This is a genomic window from Arthrobacter sp. 9V, assembly GCF_902506065.1.
Classification (GTDB): domain Bacteria; phylum Actinomycetota; class Actinomycetes; order Actinomycetales; family Micrococcaceae; genus Arthrobacter.
In genome coordinates this window covers 1,222,546-1,240,921 of the sequence record NZ_LR732912.1, presented here as the reverse complement: position 1 = coordinate 1,240,921, position 18,376 = coordinate 1,222,546, and the positions used below count along the sequence as shown (strand labels likewise).

Annotated in this window: 22 protein-coding genes; 11 read left to right on the top strand and 11 right to left on the bottom strand. The window is 60.4% G+C overall.

Annotation, left to right across the window (positions count from 1 at the left end; genetic code table 11):
• The first annotated feature begins 52 nt into the window (after positions 1-52).
• Together coaA and BACI9J_RS05860 are read left to right on the top strand one after the other, a co-directional pair.
• Positions 53-1,024 carry a type I pantothenate kinase gene (gene coaA, locus BACI9J_RS05865; protein WP_105690383.1) on the top strand — a complete coding sequence of 324 codons (972 nt, stop codon included), beginning with the start codon at positions 53-55 and terminating at the stop codon, positions 1,022-1,024.
• A 1-nt stretch (position 1,025) separates the two neighbouring features.
• Positions 1,026-1,910, top strand: a complete 885-nt coding sequence (locus BACI9J_RS05860) for a M15 family metallopeptidase (protein ID WP_159733563.1) — start codon at positions 1,026-1,028, stop codon at positions 1,908-1,910.
• 71 nt (positions 1,911-1,981) lie between these two features.
• Here BACI9J_RS05860 and glmM read toward each other — a convergent pair whose 3' ends face one another.
• The 3 genes from glmM to rplM form a co-directional block, all read right to left on the bottom strand.
• Positions 1,982-3,346, bottom strand: a complete 1,365-nt coding sequence (glmM, locus tag BACI9J_RS05855; RefSeq protein WP_159733562.1) for a phosphoglucosamine mutase — start codon at positions 3,344-3,346, stop codon at positions 1,982-1,984.
• Positions 3,347-3,508: 162 nt separating this feature from the next.
• Positions 3,509-4,018 carry a 30S ribosomal protein S9 gene (rpsI, locus tag BACI9J_RS05850; protein WP_024817562.1) on the bottom strand — a complete coding sequence of 170 codons (510 nt, stop codon included), beginning with the start codon at positions 4,016-4,018 and terminating at the stop codon, positions 3,509-3,511.
• Between the two features lie 39 nt (positions 4,019-4,057).
• A complete protein-coding gene (gene rplM / locus BACI9J_RS05845) occupies positions 4,058-4,501 on the bottom strand; it encodes a 50S ribosomal protein L13 (protein WP_024817563.1) in 444 nt (147 codons plus the stop codon).
• 298 nt (positions 4,502-4,799) lie between these two features.
• Here rplM and BACI9J_RS05840 point away from each other — a divergent pair, with 298 nt between their 5' ends.
• The 9 genes from BACI9J_RS05840 to BACI9J_RS05800 all read left to right on the top strand — a co-directional run bounded on the left by BACI9J_RS05840 (position 4,800) and on the right by BACI9J_RS05800 (position 12,829).
• Positions 4,800-5,444 carry a prepilin peptidase gene (locus BACI9J_RS05840; RefSeq protein WP_159733561.1) on the top strand — a complete coding sequence of 215 codons (645 nt, stop codon included), beginning with the start codon at positions 4,800-4,802 and terminating at the stop codon, positions 5,442-5,444.
• 323 nt (positions 5,445-5,767) lie between these two features.
• On the top strand, positions 5,768-5,965 hold the full coding sequence (locus BACI9J_RS05835) for a Flp family type IVb pilin (protein WP_159733560.1): 198 nt from the start codon (positions 5,768-5,770) through the stop codon (positions 5,963-5,965).
• Positions 5,966-6,059: 94 nt separating this feature from the next.
• Positions 6,060-6,506 (top strand): TadE family protein, encoded by a 447-nt coding sequence (locus tag BACI9J_RS05830; protein WP_159733559.1) that lies wholly within the window; start codon positions 6,060-6,062, stop codon positions 6,504-6,506.
• Entirely contained in the window at positions 6,494-7,558 is a 1,065-nt protein-coding gene (locus BACI9J_RS05825; RefSeq protein WP_159733558.1) for a TadE/TadG family type IV pilus assembly protein, read from the top strand. The genes BACI9J_RS05830 and BACI9J_RS05825 overlap by 13 nt, the downstream gene beginning before the upstream one ends.
• A gap of 45 nt (positions 7,559-7,603) precedes the next feature.
• Positions 7,604-8,350, top strand: coding sequence for a Flp pilus assembly protein CpaB (cpaB, locus tag BACI9J_RS05820; protein ID WP_236558492.1), 747 nt, complete (start codon positions 7,604-7,606; stop codon positions 8,348-8,350).
• Positions 8,347-9,543 carry an AAA family ATPase gene (locus tag BACI9J_RS05815; RefSeq protein ID WP_159733557.1) on the top strand — a complete coding sequence of 399 codons (1,197 nt, stop codon included), beginning with the start codon at positions 8,347-8,349 and terminating at the stop codon, positions 9,541-9,543. Before cpaB ends, BACI9J_RS05815 begins: the two co-directional genes overlap by 4 nt.
• The gene (locus BACI9J_RS05810; protein ID WP_159733556.1) at positions 9,540-10,982 is read left to right on the top strand and encodes a CpaF family protein; all 1,443 of its coding nucleotides are present in this window, start codon (positions 9,540-9,542) and stop codon (positions 10,980-10,982) included. Before BACI9J_RS05815 ends, BACI9J_RS05810 begins: the two co-directional genes overlap by 4 nt.
• A complete protein-coding gene (locus BACI9J_RS05805) occupies positions 10,979-11,929 on the top strand; it encodes a type II secretion system F family protein (RefSeq protein ID WP_159733555.1) in 951 nt (316 codons plus the stop codon). The genes BACI9J_RS05810 and BACI9J_RS05805 overlap by 4 nt, the downstream gene beginning before the upstream one ends.
• A 9-nt stretch (positions 11,930-11,938) precedes the next feature.
• Positions 11,939-12,829 carry a type II secretion system F family protein gene (locus BACI9J_RS05800; RefSeq protein WP_159733554.1) on the top strand — a complete coding sequence of 297 codons (891 nt, stop codon included), beginning with the start codon at positions 11,939-11,941 and terminating at the stop codon, positions 12,827-12,829.
• Positions 12,830-12,969: 140 nt separating this feature from the next.
• On the opposite strand, the gene BACI9J_RS05795 is transcribed toward BACI9J_RS05800, so the two are convergent.
• The 8 genes from BACI9J_RS05795 to BACI9J_RS05760 form a co-directional block, all read right to left on the bottom strand.
• Positions 12,970-13,860: a tRNA pseudouridine synthase A gene (locus tag BACI9J_RS05795; protein ID WP_201296517.1), complete on the bottom strand. Its 891-nt coding sequence runs from the start codon at positions 13,858-13,860 to the stop codon at positions 12,970-12,972.
• 32 nt (positions 13,861-13,892) lie between these two features.
• Positions 13,893-14,453, bottom strand: a complete 561-nt coding sequence (gene rplQ, locus BACI9J_RS05790; RefSeq protein WP_159733553.1) for a 50S ribosomal protein L17 — start codon at positions 14,451-14,453, stop codon at positions 13,893-13,895.
• A gap of 66 nt (positions 14,454-14,519) precedes the next feature.
• Positions 14,520-15,530, bottom strand: a complete 1,011-nt coding sequence (locus tag BACI9J_RS05785) for a DNA-directed RNA polymerase subunit alpha (RefSeq protein ID WP_011775567.1) — start codon at positions 15,528-15,530, stop codon at positions 14,520-14,522.
• Between the two features lie 149 nt (positions 15,531-15,679).
• A complete protein-coding gene (gene rpsK, locus BACI9J_RS05780) occupies positions 15,680-16,081 on the bottom strand; it encodes a 30S ribosomal protein S11 (RefSeq protein ID WP_014922380.1) in 402 nt (133 codons plus the stop codon).
• Positions 16,082-16,132: 51 nt separating this feature from the next.
• Complete coding sequence (gene rpsM / locus BACI9J_RS05775; RefSeq protein WP_011775569.1) at positions 16,133-16,510, bottom strand: 30S ribosomal protein S13; 378 nt, start codon at positions 16,508-16,510, stop codon at positions 16,133-16,135.
• Positions 16,511-16,706: 196 nt separating this feature from the next.
• Positions 16,707-16,820 carry a 50S ribosomal protein L36 gene (gene rpmJ, locus BACI9J_RS05770; protein WP_011775570.1) on the bottom strand — a complete coding sequence of 38 codons (114 nt, stop codon included), beginning with the start codon at positions 16,818-16,820 and terminating at the stop codon, positions 16,707-16,709.
• 72 nt (positions 16,821-16,892) lie between these two features.
• The gene (infA, locus tag BACI9J_RS05765; protein ID WP_011775571.1) at positions 16,893-17,114 is read right to left on the bottom strand and encodes a translation initiation factor IF-1; all 222 of its coding nucleotides are present in this window, start codon (positions 17,112-17,114) and stop codon (positions 16,893-16,895) included.
• Between the two features lie 195 nt (positions 17,115-17,309).
• Positions 17,310-18,290 (bottom strand): P1 family peptidase, encoded by a 981-nt coding sequence (locus BACI9J_RS05760; protein ID WP_201296516.1) that lies wholly within the window; start codon positions 18,288-18,290, stop codon positions 17,310-17,312.
• Positions 18,291-18,376: the final 86 nt, after the last annotated feature.

The following is an 18,376-nucleotide window of genomic DNA, read 5'->3' as shown; positions in this document are numbered from 1 at the left end:
TCACCTGCCCGTCGTCGCGCATTTCCTGATCTGCCCTGTGGAGGGCAGAATCATGAGCGTGACTTTGCAACGCACCGAAGCTAATGGCGACGGCGCTTCCCCGTTTGTAGAGCTGGACCGTCAAACGTGGTCCAGGCTTGCAGCGCAGATGGAGCAGCCCCTCAACGAAGAGGACGTCTTCCGTCTCCGCGGGCTCGGCGACCCCCTGGACATGAAAGAAGTGAGGGAGGTTTACCTCCCGCTCTCACGGCTTCTGCATCTGTACGTCGAAGCCTCTCACCAACTCCATGCAGCCACCACCACATTCCTTGGCGAGCAGACACAACGTACGCCGTTTGTGATTGGTGTGGCCGGTTCAGTTGCTGTGGGCAAGTCCACCATTGCGCGCGTGCTCCGGGAAATGCTCCGGCGGTGGCCTGGTACACCCAATGTGGAGCTCATCACCACGGACGGTTTTCTCTACCCTTTGGCTGAGCTGAAGCGCCGGCACCTGCTGGAGCGGAAGGGTTTCCCTGAGTCCTACGATCGCCGCGGCCTTCTTCGCTTTGTGTCCGAAGTCAAGGGCGGCGCCGAGGAAGTACGCGCACCTTGGTACTCCCACGTCACCTATGACATCGTTCCGGGCAAGGAAGTTGTGGTGCGCCGGCCCGATGTCCTGATTGTGGAGGGCCTCAACGTCCTGGCCCCCGCCCGTCCGCGAATGGACGGGAAACAAGGACTGGCCGTCAGCGACTTCTTCGATTTCTCCATCTACGTGGATGCCAAAACCTCCTACATTGAGGAGTGGTACGTGGACCGCTTCCGGAAGCTGCGGACCACGGCCTTTGCCCAGCCCGAGTCCTACTTCCACCGCTACGCAACGCTCTCCGACGACGACGCCGAATCAACGGCACGTGGCATCTGGAAACGCATCAACGAGCCCAATCTTGAGGAAAACGTGCTGCCTACCCGCGGACGTGCGCAGCTGGTGCTGACCAAGGACGCAGATCATTCCATCCGCCGCATGCTGCTGAGGAAGGTCTAGAGTGCCCAACGCCCCTCGACCACTGCCCAGCCGGCGGGTCTTTGCCGGCTTGCTGACTGCAGGTGCGGGAATGGCAGTCCTCGCCGCCTGCACGCCTGAGAATGCCTCGCCCTCCCCGGTTGCGGCCAACGCCGCCAGCGAGGTTCCTTCGGCTTCTGCAACGCCCTCAGCCATCAGCTCCAGCGCAGCGGCTTCTGAGCCTGCACCTGCTGAACCCTCCTCTGTAGAACCAGCGCCCAGCGCAATGCCCTCCAGTGCTGCGCCTTCGCGGGCCGTTGCCCCGCAACACTCCCTGACGGATCCCACGAGTCCTTGGGTTGTGGTCAACAAGCACCTGCCTCTGGTTCCCCAGGACTTCGTTCCTGCAGATTTGGTGCAGCCCGGCGTGCAGCTGGCCGTCAGCGGCGAAGCGGCCTTGCTCAACAGCACGACGGCGGCTGCCGCAGAAAAGATGTTCGGCGCCGCAGCCTCGGAGGGCATCATCATGACGCTGGCTTCCGGCTACCGTTCCTATTCCACGCAAGTGGCGACCTACAACGGATACGTCGCCAGCACCGGTCAGGCGGCCGCGGACCGAGCATCCGCCCGCCCTGGCCACTCCGAGCACCAGACGGGCTGGTCATTCGACATTGGCGACGGCGCGGGAGCGTGCAGCTTTCAGCCCTGCTTCGCCGAACAACCTGCCGCAGTGTGGGCCAAATCCAATGCCCACAAGTTCGGATTCGTAGTGCGCTACCCATGGATGTTCCATGACACCACCGGGTACTTTTACGAGTCCTGGCACCTGCGGTACATAGGTGTGGAGGCAGCCACGGACATGTTTACTCGGGGCATCGCAACCTTGGAAGAGTATTTCGGGCTCGAAGCAGCGCCGGACTACCTGTAATGCCTTAAAACACTAAGGCCCGCTCCCCTGCTTCTACTCAAGCTGGGGTGCGGGCCTCAAAAGCGTGTTTCCTAGACTGCCATTTCGCTGGGGGCGCCCAAACGCTCCTTGACCACGGCTGCAAGGCCTTTGCAGACGCGCTCGGCAGTTTCCATGTCAGCGGCTTCCACCATGACACGTACCAGGGCCTCGGTGCCTGATGGACGGAGCAGCACGCGGCCGGTCTCCCCCAGCTCGAGCTCCGCTGCAGCAACAGCCTCAGCAACGCCTTCATCGGTGGCGGCCCGGGCCTTGTCAACGCCCTTGACGTTGATCATGAGCTGCGGAAGCTTGGTCATGGCGCTGGAGAGCTCTTTGAGGCTGCGGCCAGTCAGAGCAACCTGCGCTGCAAGCTGGAGTCCGGTCAGGACGCCGTCGCCAGTGGTGGCGAAGTCCGAGAAGATCACGTGGCCGGACTGTTCGCCACCCAGGTTGTACCCGCCGTCGCGCATTTCCTCCAGCACGTAGCGGTCGCCAACACCGGTCTCACGGATGGTGATGCCGGCCTCGCGGAGGGCAATCTTGAGGCCGAGGTTGCTCATGACCGTGGCCACAAGGATGTTGTCCTTGAGCTTTCCAGCGTCCTTGAGTGCCAGTGCCAGGATCGCCATGATCTGGTCGCCATCCACCTCGTTGCCTTCGTGGTCCACTGCCAGGCAGCGGTCAGCGTCGCCGTCGTGCGCTACACCGAGGTCCGCGCCGTGCTTGACTACAGCTTCTTTCAACGGACCCAAGTGTGTGGAGCCAACGCCCTCGTTGATGTTCAGGCCGTCAGGCTCAGCTCCGATGACCACCACGTCAGCGCCGGCGTCCTTGAACACCTGGGGCGAACAGCCACTGGCGGCACCATGGGCGCAGTCGAGGACTACCTTGAGGCCTTCAAGGCGCTTGGGCAGCGTGCCGAGCAGGTGCACTATGTATCTGTCCTCAGCGTCCGAGAACCGCTGGATGCGTCCGACGTCGGCGCCTACCGGGCGCTGCGGCTCTTTGCCCAGCTGCGCCTCAATGGCGTCCTCAACGTCGTCCGGCAGCTTCTGACCGCCCCTGGCGAAGAACTTAATGCCGTTGTCCGGGGCCGGGTTATGGGATGCCGACAGCATGACTCCGAAGTCGGCGTCGAGGTCCGCCACGAGGTAAGCAGCGGCAGGGGTGGGGAGCACACCGGCGTCGTAGACGTCGATACCGGAGCTGGAAAGCCCGGCCTCAACGGCGGCGGCAAGGAACTCGCCGCTGGCCCTGGGGTCCCGGGCGACCACGGCGCGCGGCCGCTTGCCATCAGTAGTGCGGTCATGGCCGAGTACGACGGCGGCTGCCTGCGCGAGCTGCATGGCCAGTTCGGCGGTGAGCAATCCGTTCGCGAGACCGCGGACGCCATCTGTTCCAAATAATCTAGACATCGGGTCAAGTTTAGACGACGTCAGGACACCACTGGTTCAACAAGTCGCCGAAGGGTCACCCGCGGCGCGGTCCCGGGCTACCGGACGGGGTTCTTAACGGCGAAAGCCCGCCCCGCCGAAACGGCGGAACGGGCTTTCGATACCCCTGTGGGGCGAAGCGGATTAACGCTTGGAGTACTGCTGAGCCTTACGTGCCTTCTTGAGACCGGCCTTCTTGCGCTCGATGACGCGGGCGTCACGGCTCAAGTAACCGGCCTTCTTGAGGGTGGCGCGGTTGTTGTCGACGTCGATCTCGTTCAGCGAGCGAGCAACGCCCAGACGCAGCGCACCGGCCTGGCCGGAGATGCCACCGCCGTGGATACGGGCGATGACGTCGTAGGCGCCTTCGAGATCAAGGATCTTGAAGGGCTCGTTGACGTCCTGCTGGTGCAACTTGTTGGGGAAGTAGTTGTCCAGCGTGCGGCCGTTGATGGTCCACTTGCCGGAGCCCGGTACAACGCGAACGCGTGCAACGGCTTCCTTGCGGCGGCCAACAGCTGCGCCGGCAACGGTCAGTGCCGGGCGCTCCTTCTTGGGAGCATCCTCGGCAGCGTTGCTGCTTTCAGAGGTGTAGCTGGTGAGGGTTTCCTCAGCCTCGACGGCTTCGGCGGTCAGTTCTTCGTTCTGAGCCACGGTTCTCCTTGTAATAAAAAGTTTAGTTGGTGGCCAGGACTACTGGGCGACCTGGGTGATTTCGAAAGTCTTCGGCTGCTGTGCAGCGTGGGGGTGCTCAGCGCCACGGTAGACCTTGAGCTTGCCCAACTGCTGTGCAGCGAGAGAGTTCTTGGGGAGCATGCCCTTGATGGCCTTCTCAACAGCGCGAACCGGGTTGGATTCCAACAGCTCGGCGTAGTTGACGGAGGTCAGGCCGCCCGGGTAACCGGAGTGGCGGTATGCGCGCTTCTGCTCCAGCTTGGCGCCGGTGAGGGCAACCTTTTCAGCGTTGATGATGATGACGAAGTCGCCCATGTCCATGTGGGACGCAAAGGTCGGCTTGTGCTTTCCGCGCAGCAGTGTTGCGGTCTGGCTGGCAAGACGACCAAGGACAACGTCGGTGGCGTCAATGACGTGCCACTGGCGGTTGATATCGCCGGGCTTCGGGGTGTACGTACGCACGGTTTTGCCTCGTTCTTGTTCTGGCGTTCATGTTTTAGGCGACACGCAGTGAGGCGTGTACCTACTATGTATGCGCTACCGGAGCAGAGGTGAGGGCTCTATGTACCAGTTATCCCAAGATCTCGATATGCCTCAGGAGTTAGCGATCCTGCAACTGGATCCCCCGGAAGGCATGTGTCATCGAGATAGGACACGCACAACGACTCTAAACAATACCGTCATCAGGGCGTCCGGGTCAAAATGGGGTAACCGCCCCTCGGGGTAGCGCAGCTGACCGGCACCGTACCAAGGGAGAAATATGACCGATGGCCCCGGCCTCTTGCTCCTTCTTGCGGTCCTTGGGCTGATGCTTAGCCCGGCTGCTGAGCTCATGATCGCGCGCACACTGCCGCGGCTCGGCAGCCTCCCTGCCCGTAAGGTCCGGATCACGACGGCGATGGTCACCGCGCTGCTGTTTGGCTTGCTTGCGTGGCGTTTTGGTTTTTCGCCGGAGCTGCCGGCATTTCTTTTCCTGGCGCTCCTGGGTGTGCAACTTTCACGGATTGATTTCACTCTGCATTTGCTGCCCAACCCCCTTGTAGTGACTCTTCTGGGTGGCGGCTTTCTGCTCTTACTTATTTCCTCAGCCCTCACTCCGGGCTGGGTGGACCTGCTCAGAGCACTGGCCGGAGGGGCCATCCTGTTCGCGGGCTACCTAATTCTCGGACTTATTTCGCCGGGAAGCCTCGGAATGGGCGATGTGAAGCTCGCAGCACCCTTGGGACTGTACTTGGGGTACTTGGGTTGGGGGCAAGTACTCCTCGGGGGGCTACTGGGATTCGTGGTGGGCGGGGTGCTCACGGTGCTGATGTTGCGGCTGCGACGCGCTGATACGCCAGCAGAAACGGCGCATGGACCCGCAATGGTCGCAGCAGCGCTGGGCGTCGCTTTCTTCATGAACTAAGCATTGGTTAGTACGCCCTTACTCCGCCTTTAGAGTGCCACGCAAATAATAAGGCTTCTTTGCAAAGCAAGTAGTTTCCGCCTGTTTCGGCGTCGAAACTGAGTACTTAACGTCTCCAGGCTTGGCCACCAAGTAATGGGTCCTCATTGAAATCGAGTACGACTACGCATTGTGGCCTACGCATGCACTGGTGAATTCTTATCTCATCGAATTCCGAACGGCCGTAGGTAACAAAGGGCAGTTCGGATCTCAAGCGAATTACCGTTCGCTATTTCTTATTTATCATTCGCTAAATCAAGTTTCATTCTGGGAAGGATTTTCCAATGTCATCTCTCATGGTTTCAGTTATCTCATTCATCGCCGGCGTCAAGGACCGCTTCACCTCCGAGGAGAAGGGCGCCACAGCTGTTGAATACGGTCTGCTCGTGGCCCTGATCGCGGCAATTATCGTCGGCACTGTTCTCACGTTGGGCCAAGACGTCCTGAAAGGCTTCGAAACCGTCGAAAAGGCTTTGCCGTAACCCCCACCGGCCGGCTTCACTACCGATCCCGGGCCGGCTGCCCCGATGCTCTCATCGGCTGCAGCCGGCCCGGACTCGTTTTCTGGGAGTTGCTATGAGATTCAAAGCTAAGAAGAGTACAGCGCTCACGCGACGGCGCTCTACCGTAAACAGCCAGTCTGGCGCGGTAGCTGTTGAATTCGCGCTTGTACTACCGATATTCCTCGTCCTGGTACTTGGGATTTTTGAGTTCGGCCGGGCTTTCAACATCCAGATTTCATTGTCTGAAGCCGCTCGGGAGGCCGCACGCTACGCAGCCATTCACCAGTCGGAGTCCGGCTATGCGGTGGGCGATGCCCAAGCCGCCGGTGTGGCCGCCGCGCCTTCAGTCGATCTGGACCCTGGCGACATCTCCATCGCTTCAACAGGAACCAGCCCTTGCAACGTGGAAGTCAACATCGCCTACAGCACGCCGTGGATGACCGGCTTTCCCGGGCTTGTGCCTGGAATGCCGGCTGAACTCGCTGTCTCAGGGACGGGAGTCATGCGATGTGGCGGCTGAAGCACGATGATCCCGAACGCGGTGCCGTCGCTCCTATGACTGCCATGCTAATGGTGGCCTTGCTGGGCATGACAGCTTTCGCCGTAGATGTGGCCATGATGTACTCCGAACACGCCCAGCTGCAGAATGGTGCCGACTCATCAGCCATGGGCATCGCCCAGGCTTGCGCTACTAATGCCAGCTCAGCCGATTGCGCTGGTCCCACTTCCGCCGCAACATCCTTGGCCGGGCTGAACGCCCTCGACGGCGTCAGCAACGCACCAGTGGCCACGGTAAATCTGAGCACCGGAACCGTGGACGTCACCACCCAGTCCCGGAACACCTCCGGTGATAACCACTTCAGCTTGGTGTTCGCCCGGGCACTGGGCGTTCAGACGGCGGACATCAAGGCCTCCGCCCGGGCCAAATTCGGCGGCTTTTCCGCTACTGACGCCATACCTCTGACGTTCTCGCAGTGCGAGTCGGACCCCGCCTTCACCAAGGGCTTGCAGTTCTTCCCTGTTCACGGCACCACTCTCGCGGATGACCCTAAGTACACCTGCAAGCACAAATCGTCCTCCGGTTTTGAGCTTCCGGGTGGCTTTGGCTGGCTCAAGCACCCTGGCTCAACCTGCAATGTTCATCTTGACATCGACGATCCATGGATCGAGGCCAACGAGGGCGCGGATTTCGATTCAACCTGCGCATCCGCTTTCGCCTCCTGGGAGGCAAAGCTCAAAGCGGGCAAGCCTGTGCAGCTCCTCATTCCGATTTTCGACACCGCTTGCCCTTTGAAAAAGGGCAAGGGTACGAATCCCTGTGCTTTATCGCCGTACACGAAATCGTTTAAAATCGAGGCTTTTGCCCAGATTTCGCTCAGGGGATGGCATTTGACGGGTGGTGGCACGGACTACATGACTTCTGATGCGGCTACCCTTCAATCCTCCTTGAAACTCAAGAACAGTGACACGGGCTTGTACGGCACCTTCATCAAGAAAGTAAGTCTGACGGAGGCCGCGACTCTGGGCGGCCCAACCACGTACGGCGCCTTGGGCGTCCAACTCACCGAGTAGTAACCAATCTGGGAGAAAACTCCATTGCACTAAAGGAGAAATCAAGTGAAAACTCGCCTACTGGGAGGCATAGTCGCGGTGGTGCTGGCAATAGTCGGCACGCTGCTACTGGTCACATACGTACAAGCAGCAGACGCACGGGCACAAAAGGACCTCCAGCCTGTTGACGTCCTCGTCGTTCAGAGTCAAGTCCCCGAGGGCTCGGATCTCCAGCAGATCAAGTCCGCTGTCAAGCTCACTTCCCTACCTTCGGCTTCTGTTCCCAACGGAGCGCTCAAGAGTCTGTCCGGGATGGAAGGCAAAGTCGCCGGAGCAGAGCTCATGCCCGGTGAGGCCTTGCTGGGAAACCGCCTGGTGGATCCCACCAGCCTGGCGGCTCCGGGTTCGGTCCCGGTGCCCGACGGTCTTCAAGAAGTTTCAGTTCAACTCGATGCCCAGCGTGTGGTGGGCGGGCGTCTGGCTGCCGGCGACACCGTGGGCGTCATGGTGCTGCTTGGCCAATCCGGGCAGGCCGAATCTGAGGCATCAGCGCAGCTCGTCTTCCACAAAGTCCTGGTGACCAGCGTTCAGCGGGCCACCGGGCGAAATAGCAATACAGCCCAGGCAAGCTCCGAGCAGGCCAATACCCAACTGCCGGAAGGTTCGTTCATCGTGACCCTGGCCCGTAGCGATCTGGACGCAACCAAGATTGTTTACGGCGCCAAGTACGGGGACATCTGGCTGACAAAAGAACCTGCAGAAGCTCAGGAAAGCGCACGCGTCACCATCAAGAAGGCAGAGGTACTCCAATGAGCCGCTTTCTAGTCATCACGGCTGATGTTGAGTTCGAAAGGCGCGTAAGGCAAGCAGCTTCGGGCATGCACGGCGACGTGCAGTCCATCATTGCCGATTACTTGCCGCAAGGCCCCGACGATGTCCTGCGCGTGTTGTCAGGTCAGCTGTTGGAAGTCCTTGTCCTTGGTCCCGGCCTGCAGGCAGAAGACGCCATTCGCCTGGCCAGTCTGTTCGACCTTCAGTATCCGGAGATCAGCGTAGTGCTCGCGTCGACGGATGCAGCCGAGGTGGCGCTGCCGGCAATGCGCGCAGGGATCCGTGACTTGTTGGAGCCGTCCGCGGATTCGGGCACCATTCGAGCGCTGTTGGAGCGTGCAAGCCTCGCAGCTGCCGGGCGTCGCAGGGGCTTGGGTGCACAAGTAGACGCAGGGCCACAGGGAGGGCGCATTATCGCGGTCATGTCGCCCAAGGGCGGAGTAGGCAAGACGACTATCTCAACCAACCTCGCTATTGGTTTGGGGCGTACCTCTCCCATGCGGGTGGTCATCGCCGATTTGGATCTCCAGTTCGGCGATGTTGCCTCCGGACTTCTCATAGACCCGGATAGGACAATCGCGGACGCTGTGACCGGCGCGGCAGTCCAGGACAGCATGGTGCTGAAGTCATATCTCTCTGTCCACCCTGCCGGGATTTATGCCCTCTGCGCACCCCGCAGCCCCTCCCAGATAGAACAGATATCGGCGGAACAGGTGGGGCACCTCCTGGAACAACTGGCCAGGGAATTCGACTACGTGATTGTGGATACTGCACCGGGCCTTGGTGAGAACGTCCTGGCTACTCTCGAACGTGCGTCCGATGTCGTATGGGTTTGTGGAATGGATATCCCGAGCATCAGAGGACTGCGGAATGGTCTTGAGATTCTGGACGAGATCGGGCTGGTCCCCGAACAGCGCCACGTTGTCCTGAACTTCGCCGACAAGCGCAGCGGGCTCACGTTGGTCGATGTGGAAGCAACCATTGGATGTCCGGTGGATGTCACCCTGCCACGGTCCCGTTCACTCCCCTACTCAACCAATCGTGGCATTCCTGTGCTGCAGGACGGAACAAAGGATGTCACGCTCCGCGGTCTCCGTCAGCTCGTGGAGCGGTTCAAGCCAGGTTGGGAAGAACGGCCGCACAAGCAGCTGCACCGAAGGGCGGTAGTCAAGTGAACCTCGCAAAACGCCTTCAGACTGTTCGGGGCCTGGAAGTTGAGACCCCGGGTACCTCAACATTGGGTGATCCGTGGGCAGGGCCAGCAACTCACACCCCTGACTACATCGCCGATTCAACGGGATCAGGAGGAACTACCGAGGACTCCAGCCAAGCGTTGTCGGCAGTCAAGGAACGCACCAGTTCAGCGTTGTTTGATCGTATGGGTTCCCGAATTTCAGACACCACACTGGATGAGGCGGAACTCCATCGTTACGTCAAAGAGGAACTCCGGGCCGTCATTGATGAAGACGACATTCCACTGACCTCCCAGGAGAGACAACGCCTGGTCCAGGAAATCGCTGACGACGTTCTTGGTCTTGGGCCGCTTCAGCGGTTCCTTGACGACAAGGACGTCACGGAGATTATGGTGAACGGTGCCGACAAGGTCTACGTGGAAATTGCCGGAAAACTTCACTTGACCAACGTCCATTTCAGCTCTGAAGAGCATCTTCGCCGAATCATTGAGCGGATTGTCTCTAAAGTTGGTCGCCGTATAGACGAGTCCTCTCCTCTGGTGGACGCACGGCTTTCGGACGGATCCCGAGTCAATGCGATTATTCCTCCGCTTGCCATCAATGGATCGTCACTGACGATTCGAAAGTTTGGCCGCGTTCCGCTGACAGCCCAGAATCTCATCCAGTTGGGAACCATGAGCCCGGAGATCACGGAACTGCTTCACGCTTGTGTGCAGGCTCGGCTGAACATCATCGTCTCTGGCGGTACTGGAACGGGAAAGACAACACTCCTGAACGTCCTCTCATCGTTTCTGCCTTCAGATGAACGCATCGTCACTATCGAAGACGCAGTAGAACTGCAGCTCCAGCAATCGCACGTTGTCCGGTTGGAAAGCCGACCAAGCAACATCGAGGGAAAGGGTGAGATTGCCATCCGGGACTTGGTGCGCAACTCACTGCGCATGCGCCCGGACCGGATCGTGGTGGGCGAAGTTCGTGGCGGCGAAGCCTTGGACATGCTGCAGGCCATGAACACCGGCCATGACGGCTCCATTTCCACAGTGCACGCCAACTCACCACGCGATGCGATCGCCCGCCTCGAAACGTTGGTGCTCATGGCTGGTATGGATTTGCCGCTCCGGGCCATCAGAGAGCAAATTTCGTCCGCGGTGAACCTGGTCGTACAAATTTCACGTTTACGCGATGGAACCCGTCGCATCACGCACGTGACTGAAGTTCAGGGCATGGAAGGTGACGTTGTCACCTTGCAGGATGCCTTCACCTTCGATTACTCAGCGGGCATGGACGCAAATGGTCGTTTCCTTGGCAAGCCGGTTCCTACAGGAGTGCGGCCACGGTTCGTAGATCACTTTGCGGATTTGGGTATCCATATCTCACCAGCCGTTTTCGGATCGATGGTGGCTGGCGGTGGACAGCGATGATCACCGCAACCAGCCCCCTGCTGCTCATCGGTGGGATACTCCTCGGAATTGCGGCTTTGGTCACCGGAATATTTCTCATCCCACGCTCGAGGAACTCGTCCATCGCTTTGTCGCGGAGACGTCCCAATGCCGGCAGCCAAAGTTCCGTACTGACCCGAGTCACTAATTCCGCCGTCGCGCTGGTTGATGGCTCCGTTTCGGCAACCCGTGCCTCAGGAACCAGAATTCTGCTGGAGCAGGCGGGCTCCAGGATGCGGCCGGCTGACTACGTGCTGTTTGTCATCTGCGCTACATTCACTGGCGCCGTCGTCGGCTTCATCCTGGGTGGCCTCCTGGTGGGAGTACTTTTCGGAATCGTAGTGCCCATCGGTTCACGCATGGTTTTGAGCTTCATGACATCCCGACGCAGGGCGCAGTTCGAAGCTCAGCTGGGTGACACCCTGCAAATGCTGTCCGGCAGCATGCGGGCCGGCCATAGTCTACTCCGGGCTGTCGATGCTGTGGCTCTGGAGGCACAGTCACCTACCAAGGAAGAGTTTGCCAGGATCGTAGGAGAAGTACGTCTGGGGCGCGATCTACGCCACGCGCTCCTGGATGCGGCCTCGCGTCTCCACAGCGAGGACTTCCTTTGGGCTACGCAGGCTGTCGAAATTCACCGTGAAGTGGGGGGCGACTTGGCCGAGGTATTGGACCAGGTGGCTGAAACGATTCGCGAGCGATCTCAAATAAAGGGCCAAGTGCGGGCACTCAGCGCGGAAGGCCGGCTTTCTGCGTATGTGCTCATAGCGCTGCCGACCGGCATGTTTTTGTACCTCAGCCTCGCCAACGGGACGTACATCCAACCCCTCTTCACGCATCCCGTGGGCTGGATCATGCTGGTGGTTGCCGTGGTCCTTCTAGGCTTGGGCTCGTTTTGGCTCAGCCGTGTCGTCAAGATCAAGTTCTAGGGAGTAACCATGAGTGCTATTGCATGGGTATCCGTCGCATTAATCGTAGTTCCCATCGCCTTTATGGCGTGGGCCTTCATTTCAGTGGACCGTACCGGCCTTGCGACCGTTCGCACCAACTTGAGTCGAAGCGCCGGAATGGCCACCGATTTGGGTGCACAGGCGTCATCATTCAACCTGCATCGCCTAGGCGCCAAGCTGACCCCCAAGGGATACACCATCTGGCTGGACAAGTTGCTGGCAAGGTTGGGCCGACCAGCAGGTATGCCCCTTGGACGCCTCCTGATCGTCAAACCGGCGCTGGCCCTGGGAGCAGGACTCGTGGGACTGTTGTTCTTTCTGAGAGCCCCGTCGGGCCAGGGTTTCCTGTTGTACCTGGCCGCAGTGTTGCTGGTGTACTTCCTCCCTGACCTGCTCATCCACGGCCGCGCTGCCGAACGGCAGAAAGCCATCCAGACTGAGTTACCCAATACTCTGGACCAGATGCTGATCTCCGTCGAGGCCGGCCTTGGTTTTGAAGGAGCCATGTCCAGGGCCGGGCAGAATGGCTCGGGACCGCTGGCCATGGAAATGCTTCGAACACTGCAGGACATGCAGGCAGGACGCAGCCGCAAGGAAGCTTACGTTGCTCTGGCCGAGCGTGTGGACGTCCATGACCTCAGGGCATTTGTCGGGGCCATAGTTCAAGCCGACACCTACGGGATCGCGATTGCGAATGTCCTGCGGACGCAAGCCAAGCAAATGCGTATCAGGCGACGCCAAAGGGCTGAAGAGCAGGCGATGAAACTGCCGGTAAAGGTTCTTTTCCCCTTGATGTTCTGCATCCTGCCAGTACTGTTCATCGTCATCATGGGTCCGGCCGTCATCAATGTGATGAGTAATTTAGCCGGTACATTTTAGGGCTCTGGCGTTCTGCCCTACAGACCGGCACTTCGCGGATCCCAGACCACGAGGTGCCACAACGGCCCCCTTCCGGTACCCAGAGCCGGGAGGGGGTCCTCCCATGTCCTGACAAGTTGCATTGTCGCGATCGGAAAGAGTTATGCGCGTCGGGCCCGCGTCAGTTCGGCCCGGGCCAGCAGATCGCTATCCGAAGGGTACGCAACTTCTTCCAGCACCAGAGGGTGCGGTGCAGCAAGAACGGACTTGGCATCGCGCTGACGCTCCAGGAGGCGCGAGTACAGCCACGCAGGAGTTTCCAAGCCCTCCCCCACACGCAAGGCGGAACCTACAAGGGACCGCACCATGTTGTGGCAAAACGCATCAGCCTGAACGGTGGCAACAATGACGCCGTCGCTGGCACGGGCAAACGAGAACTCTTGCAGCTCACGGATGGTGGTGGCGCCTTCGCGCGGCTTGCAGTATGAACGGAAATCCTGAAGCCCCAGCAGCGAACGCGCACCGGTATTCATGTGCGCAACGTCCAAGGGCGCTTTGTGCCACAATGTGATGCCACGCAGAACAGGGTCCCAGCGTTCAGGACCGTCTGCAATCCGGTAACTGTACCTTCGCCACAGGGCCGAAAAGCGAGCGTCAAAACCTTCCGGCGCCAGACCGGCGTCGTGCACTTCAACAGCTCCGGTAAGGTCACCGAGAATCCGGCTCAATGCGCCGCGGAGCCGCCTCAAGAGCGCGACGCCGGGATCAAGTTCGTGCCCACGCGGCAGTGAGAGCCACTCGGCTTCGCTCAGGTCCAGGTGAACCACTTGGCCGCGGGCGTGTACGCCGGCGTCAGTGCGACCGGCAACGGTGACGCGAACTGGTCGCTGCATAAGGAGCGCCAAAGCCTCTTCAAGGGATCCTTGAACGGTCCGAAGACCCGGCTGCAGAGCCCACCCGTTGAAAGGGCCACCGTCGTACGAAAGATCAAGCCGGACACGCAAAAGCCCGCCGCCCCCCAAAACGGGGGCAGCGGGCTTTTGTTCGTTCATAGACTTAAGTCTACTGGGAAGAATTCAGTGAATTACTTCTTGTCCTCAGCGGCCGGAGCCTCTTCGGTTTCAGCAGCTTCAGCTTCCGGAGCCTCAGCCTCAGCGGCCGGAGCCTCTTCGGTTTCAGCAGCTTCGGTCTCTACAACCTCTTCCTCAGCAGCCGGAGCTTCGGCAGCCGGAGCAGCCTTGGCAGCAGCGGCGGTTGCTTCAGCAACAACAGCCTGCTTGGGGGAAACCGGCTCGAGAACGAGCTCGATGACAGCCATGGGAGCGTTGTCGCCCTTGCGGTTGCCGATCTTGGTGATGCGGGTGTAGCCACCATCGCGGTTGGCAACGGCGCCGGCGATGTCGGTGAACAGCTCGTGGACAACGCCCTTGTCGCTGATCAGGCCGAGAACGCGGCGGCGGGAAGCGAGGTCGCCACGCTTGGCGAAGGTGACCAGACGCTCTGCGTACGGCTTAAGGCGCTTGGCCTTGGTAACCGTGGTGGTGATGCGCTTGTGCTCAAAGAGAGCAGCTGCCAGGTTCGCGAGCATCAGGCGCTCGTGAGCCGGGCCGCCTCCGAGGCGCGGACCCTTAGTGGGGGTAGGCATAGTTATTTCTCCTGTTATGTAAGCCGGTCAGGTCCATCGCTGGACCCGGCGGCCAAGATCTGCTGTTTAGAGCTCGTCGTCGCTGAACGCGGCGTCGTCCTCTTCGATGGCTGCGGCGCGGGCTGCGAGATCGAAACCGGGAGGGGAGTCCTTGAGGGACAGACCCAGTTCCACGAGCTTTGCCTTGACCTCGTCAATGGACTTCGCACCGAAGTTACGAATGTCCATCAGGTCAGCCTCGGAGCGGGCAACGAGTTCACCCACGGTGTGGATGCCCTCACGCTTGAGGCAGTTGTAGGAACGGACGGTGAGGTCCAGATCCTCGATCGGCAGAGCCATGTCAGCTGCCAGGGCAGCGTCCGTCGGCGACGGGCCAATCTCGATACCTTCAGCTGCGGTGTTCAGCTCACGAGCCAGACCGAACAGTTCCACCAAGGTGGTGCCTGCGGAAGCAACAGCATCGCGCGGGGCGATGGCCTGCTTGGTCTCGACGTCGACAATGAGCTTGTCGAAGTCGGTGCGCTGCTCAACACGGGTAGCTTCCACGCGGAAAGTTACCTTCATGACCGGCGAGTAGATCGAGTCAACCGGAATACGGCCGATCTCGGAGTCGCCGGACTTGTTCTGAGCTGCCGAAACGTAGCCACGGCCGCGCTCGATGGTCAGTTCGAGTTCGAACTTGCCCTTCGAGTTCAGTGTGGCAATGTGCAGATCCGGGTTGTGGAATTCGACGCCGGCCGGCGGAGCGATGTCCGCGGCGGTGACGACTCCGGGGCCCTGCTTGCGCAGGTAAGCAACAACCGGCTCATCGTGCTCGGAGGAAACCGAAAGGTTCTTGATGTTCAGGATGATCTCGGTGACATCTTCCTTGACACCCGGAACCGTGGTGAACTCGTGCAGCACGCCATCGATCCGGATGCTGGTTACAGCGGCACCGGGGATGGAGGAGAGCAGGGTACGGCGGAGGGAGTTTCCGAGGGTGTAGCCGAAGCCCGGCTCCAACGGTTCAATGATGAAACGGGAGCGGTTCTCGGATACAACTTCTTCAGACAGGGTGGGGCGCTGTGCAATGAGCACTTAGGTTTCCTTTCGGCGAGCATCCGCTATATGACGCAACACAGGTGGTGGAAATCGGCTTCGGTTTCCAGCCTGACCAGCCGGGCCATGCTGATGGATGATCGAAACCATCCATAGCAGGCCCGGCCGGTCAGGCGGGGAAGACCTAATTAGACGCGGCGGCGCTTCGGCGGGCGGCAACCGTTGTGGGCGCTGGGGGTGACGTCCTGGATGGAGCCAACCTCGAGGCCAGCGGCCTGAAGCGAACGGATAGCGGTTTCGCGTCCGGATCCCGGGCCCTTGACGAATACGTCAACCTTGCGCAGACCGTGCTCCTGAGCGCGCTTTGCAGCAGCTTCGGCAGCCATCTGGGCAGCGAACGGGGTGGACTTACGGGAGCCCTTGAAGCCAACCTCACCGGCGGAAGCCCATGAGATTACAGCACCGTTCGGGTCCGTGATGGACACGATGGTGTTGTTAAAGGTGCTCTTGATGTGCGCCTGGCCAAGCGCAATATTCTTCTTATCCTTGCGACGCGGCTTACGAACCGCTCCACGAGTCTTCGGGGGCATTGTTTCTCCTACAGAAAGTTATCGGGGGAAAACCGGATCAATCCCGAGGGATTAACGTCCGGCCTTCTTCTTGCCGGCGACGGTGCGCTTCGGGCCCTTACGGGTACGAGCGTTGGTCTTCGTACGCTGTCCGCGTACGGGCAGGCCCTTGCGGTGGCGCAGGCCTTCGTAGCTGCCGATCTCTACCTTGCGGCGGATGTCAGCGGCTACCTCGCGGCGAAGGTCACCCTCAACCTTGTAGTTGCCTTCAATGTAGTCACGCAGCTGGACCAGCTCGGCGTCAGTCAGGTCCTTGACGCGAACGTCAGCGCTGATGCCGGTGGCAGCCAGGGTTTCGTGTGCACGGGTCTTGCCCACGCCGTAGATGTAAGTAAGCGCAATTTCCAACCGCTTTTCGCGGGGAATGTCTACGCCAGCGAGACGAGCCATAGTGGCAGTACTCCTTGAATAAACCGGAGGTCGTAGGCAGTACACCCACACGTTCAGTGTGGCCCCAGCCTCCGACCGGGGGTTCGCTGACCAGGCTCTGTAATGCAGTCCTGGCACAGCTTGTGCTGCCTTTATTTACTTGCGTGGGCTAGCAGCCCAGGTTTGTCCTTGCGGACGCATATTCCCGAAGGGGGAATTAGCCCTGGCGCTGCTTGTGGCGCGGGTTCTCGCAGATCACCATGACCCGGCCGTTACGGCGGATCACTTTGCACTTGTCGCAGATCTGCTTGACGCTCGGCTTGACCTTCATGGCGTTCCTTTGCGTGTTTTGCAGTTGATCTGCTGGAGCGGCTTAGGCACTATTGCCTTGCCGCCCAGCAATTTACTTGTAGCGGTAGACGATACGACCACGTGTGAGGTCGTATGGGCTCAGCTCAACCACTACCCGGTCCTCGGGGAGGATTCGAATGTAGTGCTGTCGCATCTTCCCAGAGATGTGTGCGAGAACGACGTGCTTATTGGTGAGCTCAACACGAAACATCGCATTGGGCAGCGCCTCAGTCACAACGCCCTCGATCTCAATGACCCCGTCCTTCTTGGCCATATCCTCCGCTAACTGTTGTTTGCCGCCGTCCTTCAGTTAGGCACCGAAGATCCAGCGGACGTTTTTTGTTTGCTTGGCCCTCTTGGAACCACGACACTAAAAAGGGCGTGGCTGCACAGACAACCAACAAATAACTCTACGCCAATGAAGCCGGAAAGTTAAATCCGTCCATGGTAGCGCACCTGTCTCCAGCCGTCACTCCCCCGCTGGCCGATAAGCCGGAAAGTCCCCTGCCGCCGTCGAGACGCTTTCCGCCGCAAGCACGCCATCCAGAATGGCCAGTCGAGCGGCTTCCGCCGCGGCGCTTTGGAGCGTTATGAGCGAGACTTGCCGCGCCTGTTCGGTACTTCGGTCAAGCTCGACGGCGCCGGTCGCCAGGGCGAAAACGGTGTCACCGTCCGCCAAAGTATGGGACGGATCCAACGCCCGCGCCAGCCCCGCATGCCCGGCACTGGCAGTCCGCTTGCACTCAGCCGCATCCAGGACAGCATTCGTCGCGATCACCACAAGCGTGGTGTTGAGTCCCTGCTGTTCCGCTTGCGGGTCTGCGACCCTCTGCGCGCTCGGTCGTTCCTCCCTTAGACGCGCGCTGCCGGGTCCCAGCCCCACCGGCGATCCCAGGGCATTGACGATGGCAATGGCCCCCACAATCACCCCGCCATCAAGAGTGATGGACGACGTACCAATCCCGCCCTTGTACTGCCCACGCGCAACAACGGCACCGGTACCGGCTCCCACGTTTCCACGCTCGACGGCGGCGTGGTCACCTGAGGCGAAGGCCTCGGCGGCTGCCTGGTAACCCATGTCCGCGCCGGGCCGGGCTTTGACGTCGCCACCCCGCCCGAGGTCGAAGATGGCAGCAGCGGGAACAATCGGCACCACGGTCCCCGGAACGGCGAACCCCCTGCCCTGCTCCTCACACCACAGCTGCGCCCCGCCAGCCGACGCCAACCCAAAGGCACTGCCCCCTGTCAACACCACAGCGTCCACGGTGGATACCAATGTTGTGGGGTCCAGCGCATCAGTCTCATGAGTCCCCGGCCCCCCGCCCCGAACATCCACGGACCCTACCGTGCCCACAGGAGGAAGCACCACGGTCACCCCGGACAACCACCCCTCCCCCATCTTCTGCACATGCCCGACCCGTACCCCGGCAACATCGGTGATCGAACCCATGGCTCCATTCTCCACCTTGGGACCCAAACAAACTGCGGTCGGGCTGGACCCCGGCAGCGCGCGTCTAAGGGAGGCACGACCGAGCG

Excerpts from the sequence above, each read along its gene's own strand:
- BACI9J_RS05760 (WP_201296516.1), bottom strand. The coding sequence starts at position 18,290 with ATGGGTTCGATCACCGATGTTGCCGGGGTACGGGTCGGGCATGTGCAG.
- BACI9J_RS05840 (WP_159733561.1), top strand. The coding sequence starts at position 4,800 with ATGACCGATGGCCCCGGCCTCTTGCTCCTTCTTGCGGTCCTTGGGCTG.
- glmM (WP_159733562.1), bottom strand. The coding sequence starts at position 3,346 with ATGTCTAGATTATTTGGAACAGATGGCGTCCGCGGTCTCGCGAACGGA.
- BACI9J_RS05805 (WP_159733555.1), top strand. The coding sequence starts at position 10,979 with ATGATCACCGCAACCAGCCCCCTGCTGCTCATCGGTGGGATACTCCTC.
- rpmJ (WP_011775570.1), bottom strand. The coding sequence starts at position 16,820 with ATGAAGGTCAAGCCGAGCGTCAAGCAGATCTGCGACAAGTGCAAAGTG.
- rpsM (WP_011775569.1), bottom strand. The coding sequence starts at position 16,510 with ATGGCTCGTCTCGCTGGCGTAGACATTCCCCGCGAAAAGCGGTTGGAA.
- coaA (WP_105690383.1), top strand. The coding sequence starts at position 53 with ATGAGCGTGACTTTGCAACGCACCGAAGCTAATGGCGACGGCGCTTCC.
- BACI9J_RS05795 (WP_201296517.1), bottom strand. The coding sequence starts at position 13,860 with ATGAACGAACAAAAGCCCGCTGCCCCCGTTTTGGGGGGCGGCGGGCTT.
- BACI9J_RS05830 (WP_159733559.1), top strand. The coding sequence starts at position 6,060 with ATGAGATTCAAAGCTAAGAAGAGTACAGCGCTCACGCGACGGCGCTCT.
- infA (WP_011775571.1), bottom strand. The coding sequence starts at position 17,114 with ATGGCCAAGAAGGACGGGGTCATTGAGATCGAGGGCGTTGTGACTGAG.
- BACI9J_RS05800 (WP_159733554.1), top strand. The coding sequence starts at position 11,939 with ATGAGTGCTATTGCATGGGTATCCGTCGCATTAATCGTAGTTCCCATC.
- BACI9J_RS05825 (WP_159733558.1), top strand. The coding sequence starts at position 6,494 with ATGTGGCGGCTGAAGCACGATGATCCCGAACGCGGTGCCGTCGCTCCT.
- BACI9J_RS05835 (WP_159733560.1), top strand. The coding sequence starts at position 5,768 with ATGTCATCTCTCATGGTTTCAGTTATCTCATTCATCGCCGGCGTCAAG.
- BACI9J_RS05815 (WP_159733557.1), top strand. The coding sequence starts at position 8,347 with ATGAGCCGCTTTCTAGTCATCACGGCTGATGTTGAGTTCGAAAGGCGC.
- rplQ (WP_159733553.1), bottom strand. The coding sequence starts at position 14,453 with ATGCCTACCCCCACTAAGGGTCCGCGCCTCGGAGGCGGCCCGGCTCAC.
- rpsK (WP_014922380.1), bottom strand. The coding sequence starts at position 16,081 with ATGCCCCCGAAGACTCGTGGAGCGGTTCGTAAGCCGCGTCGCAAGGAT.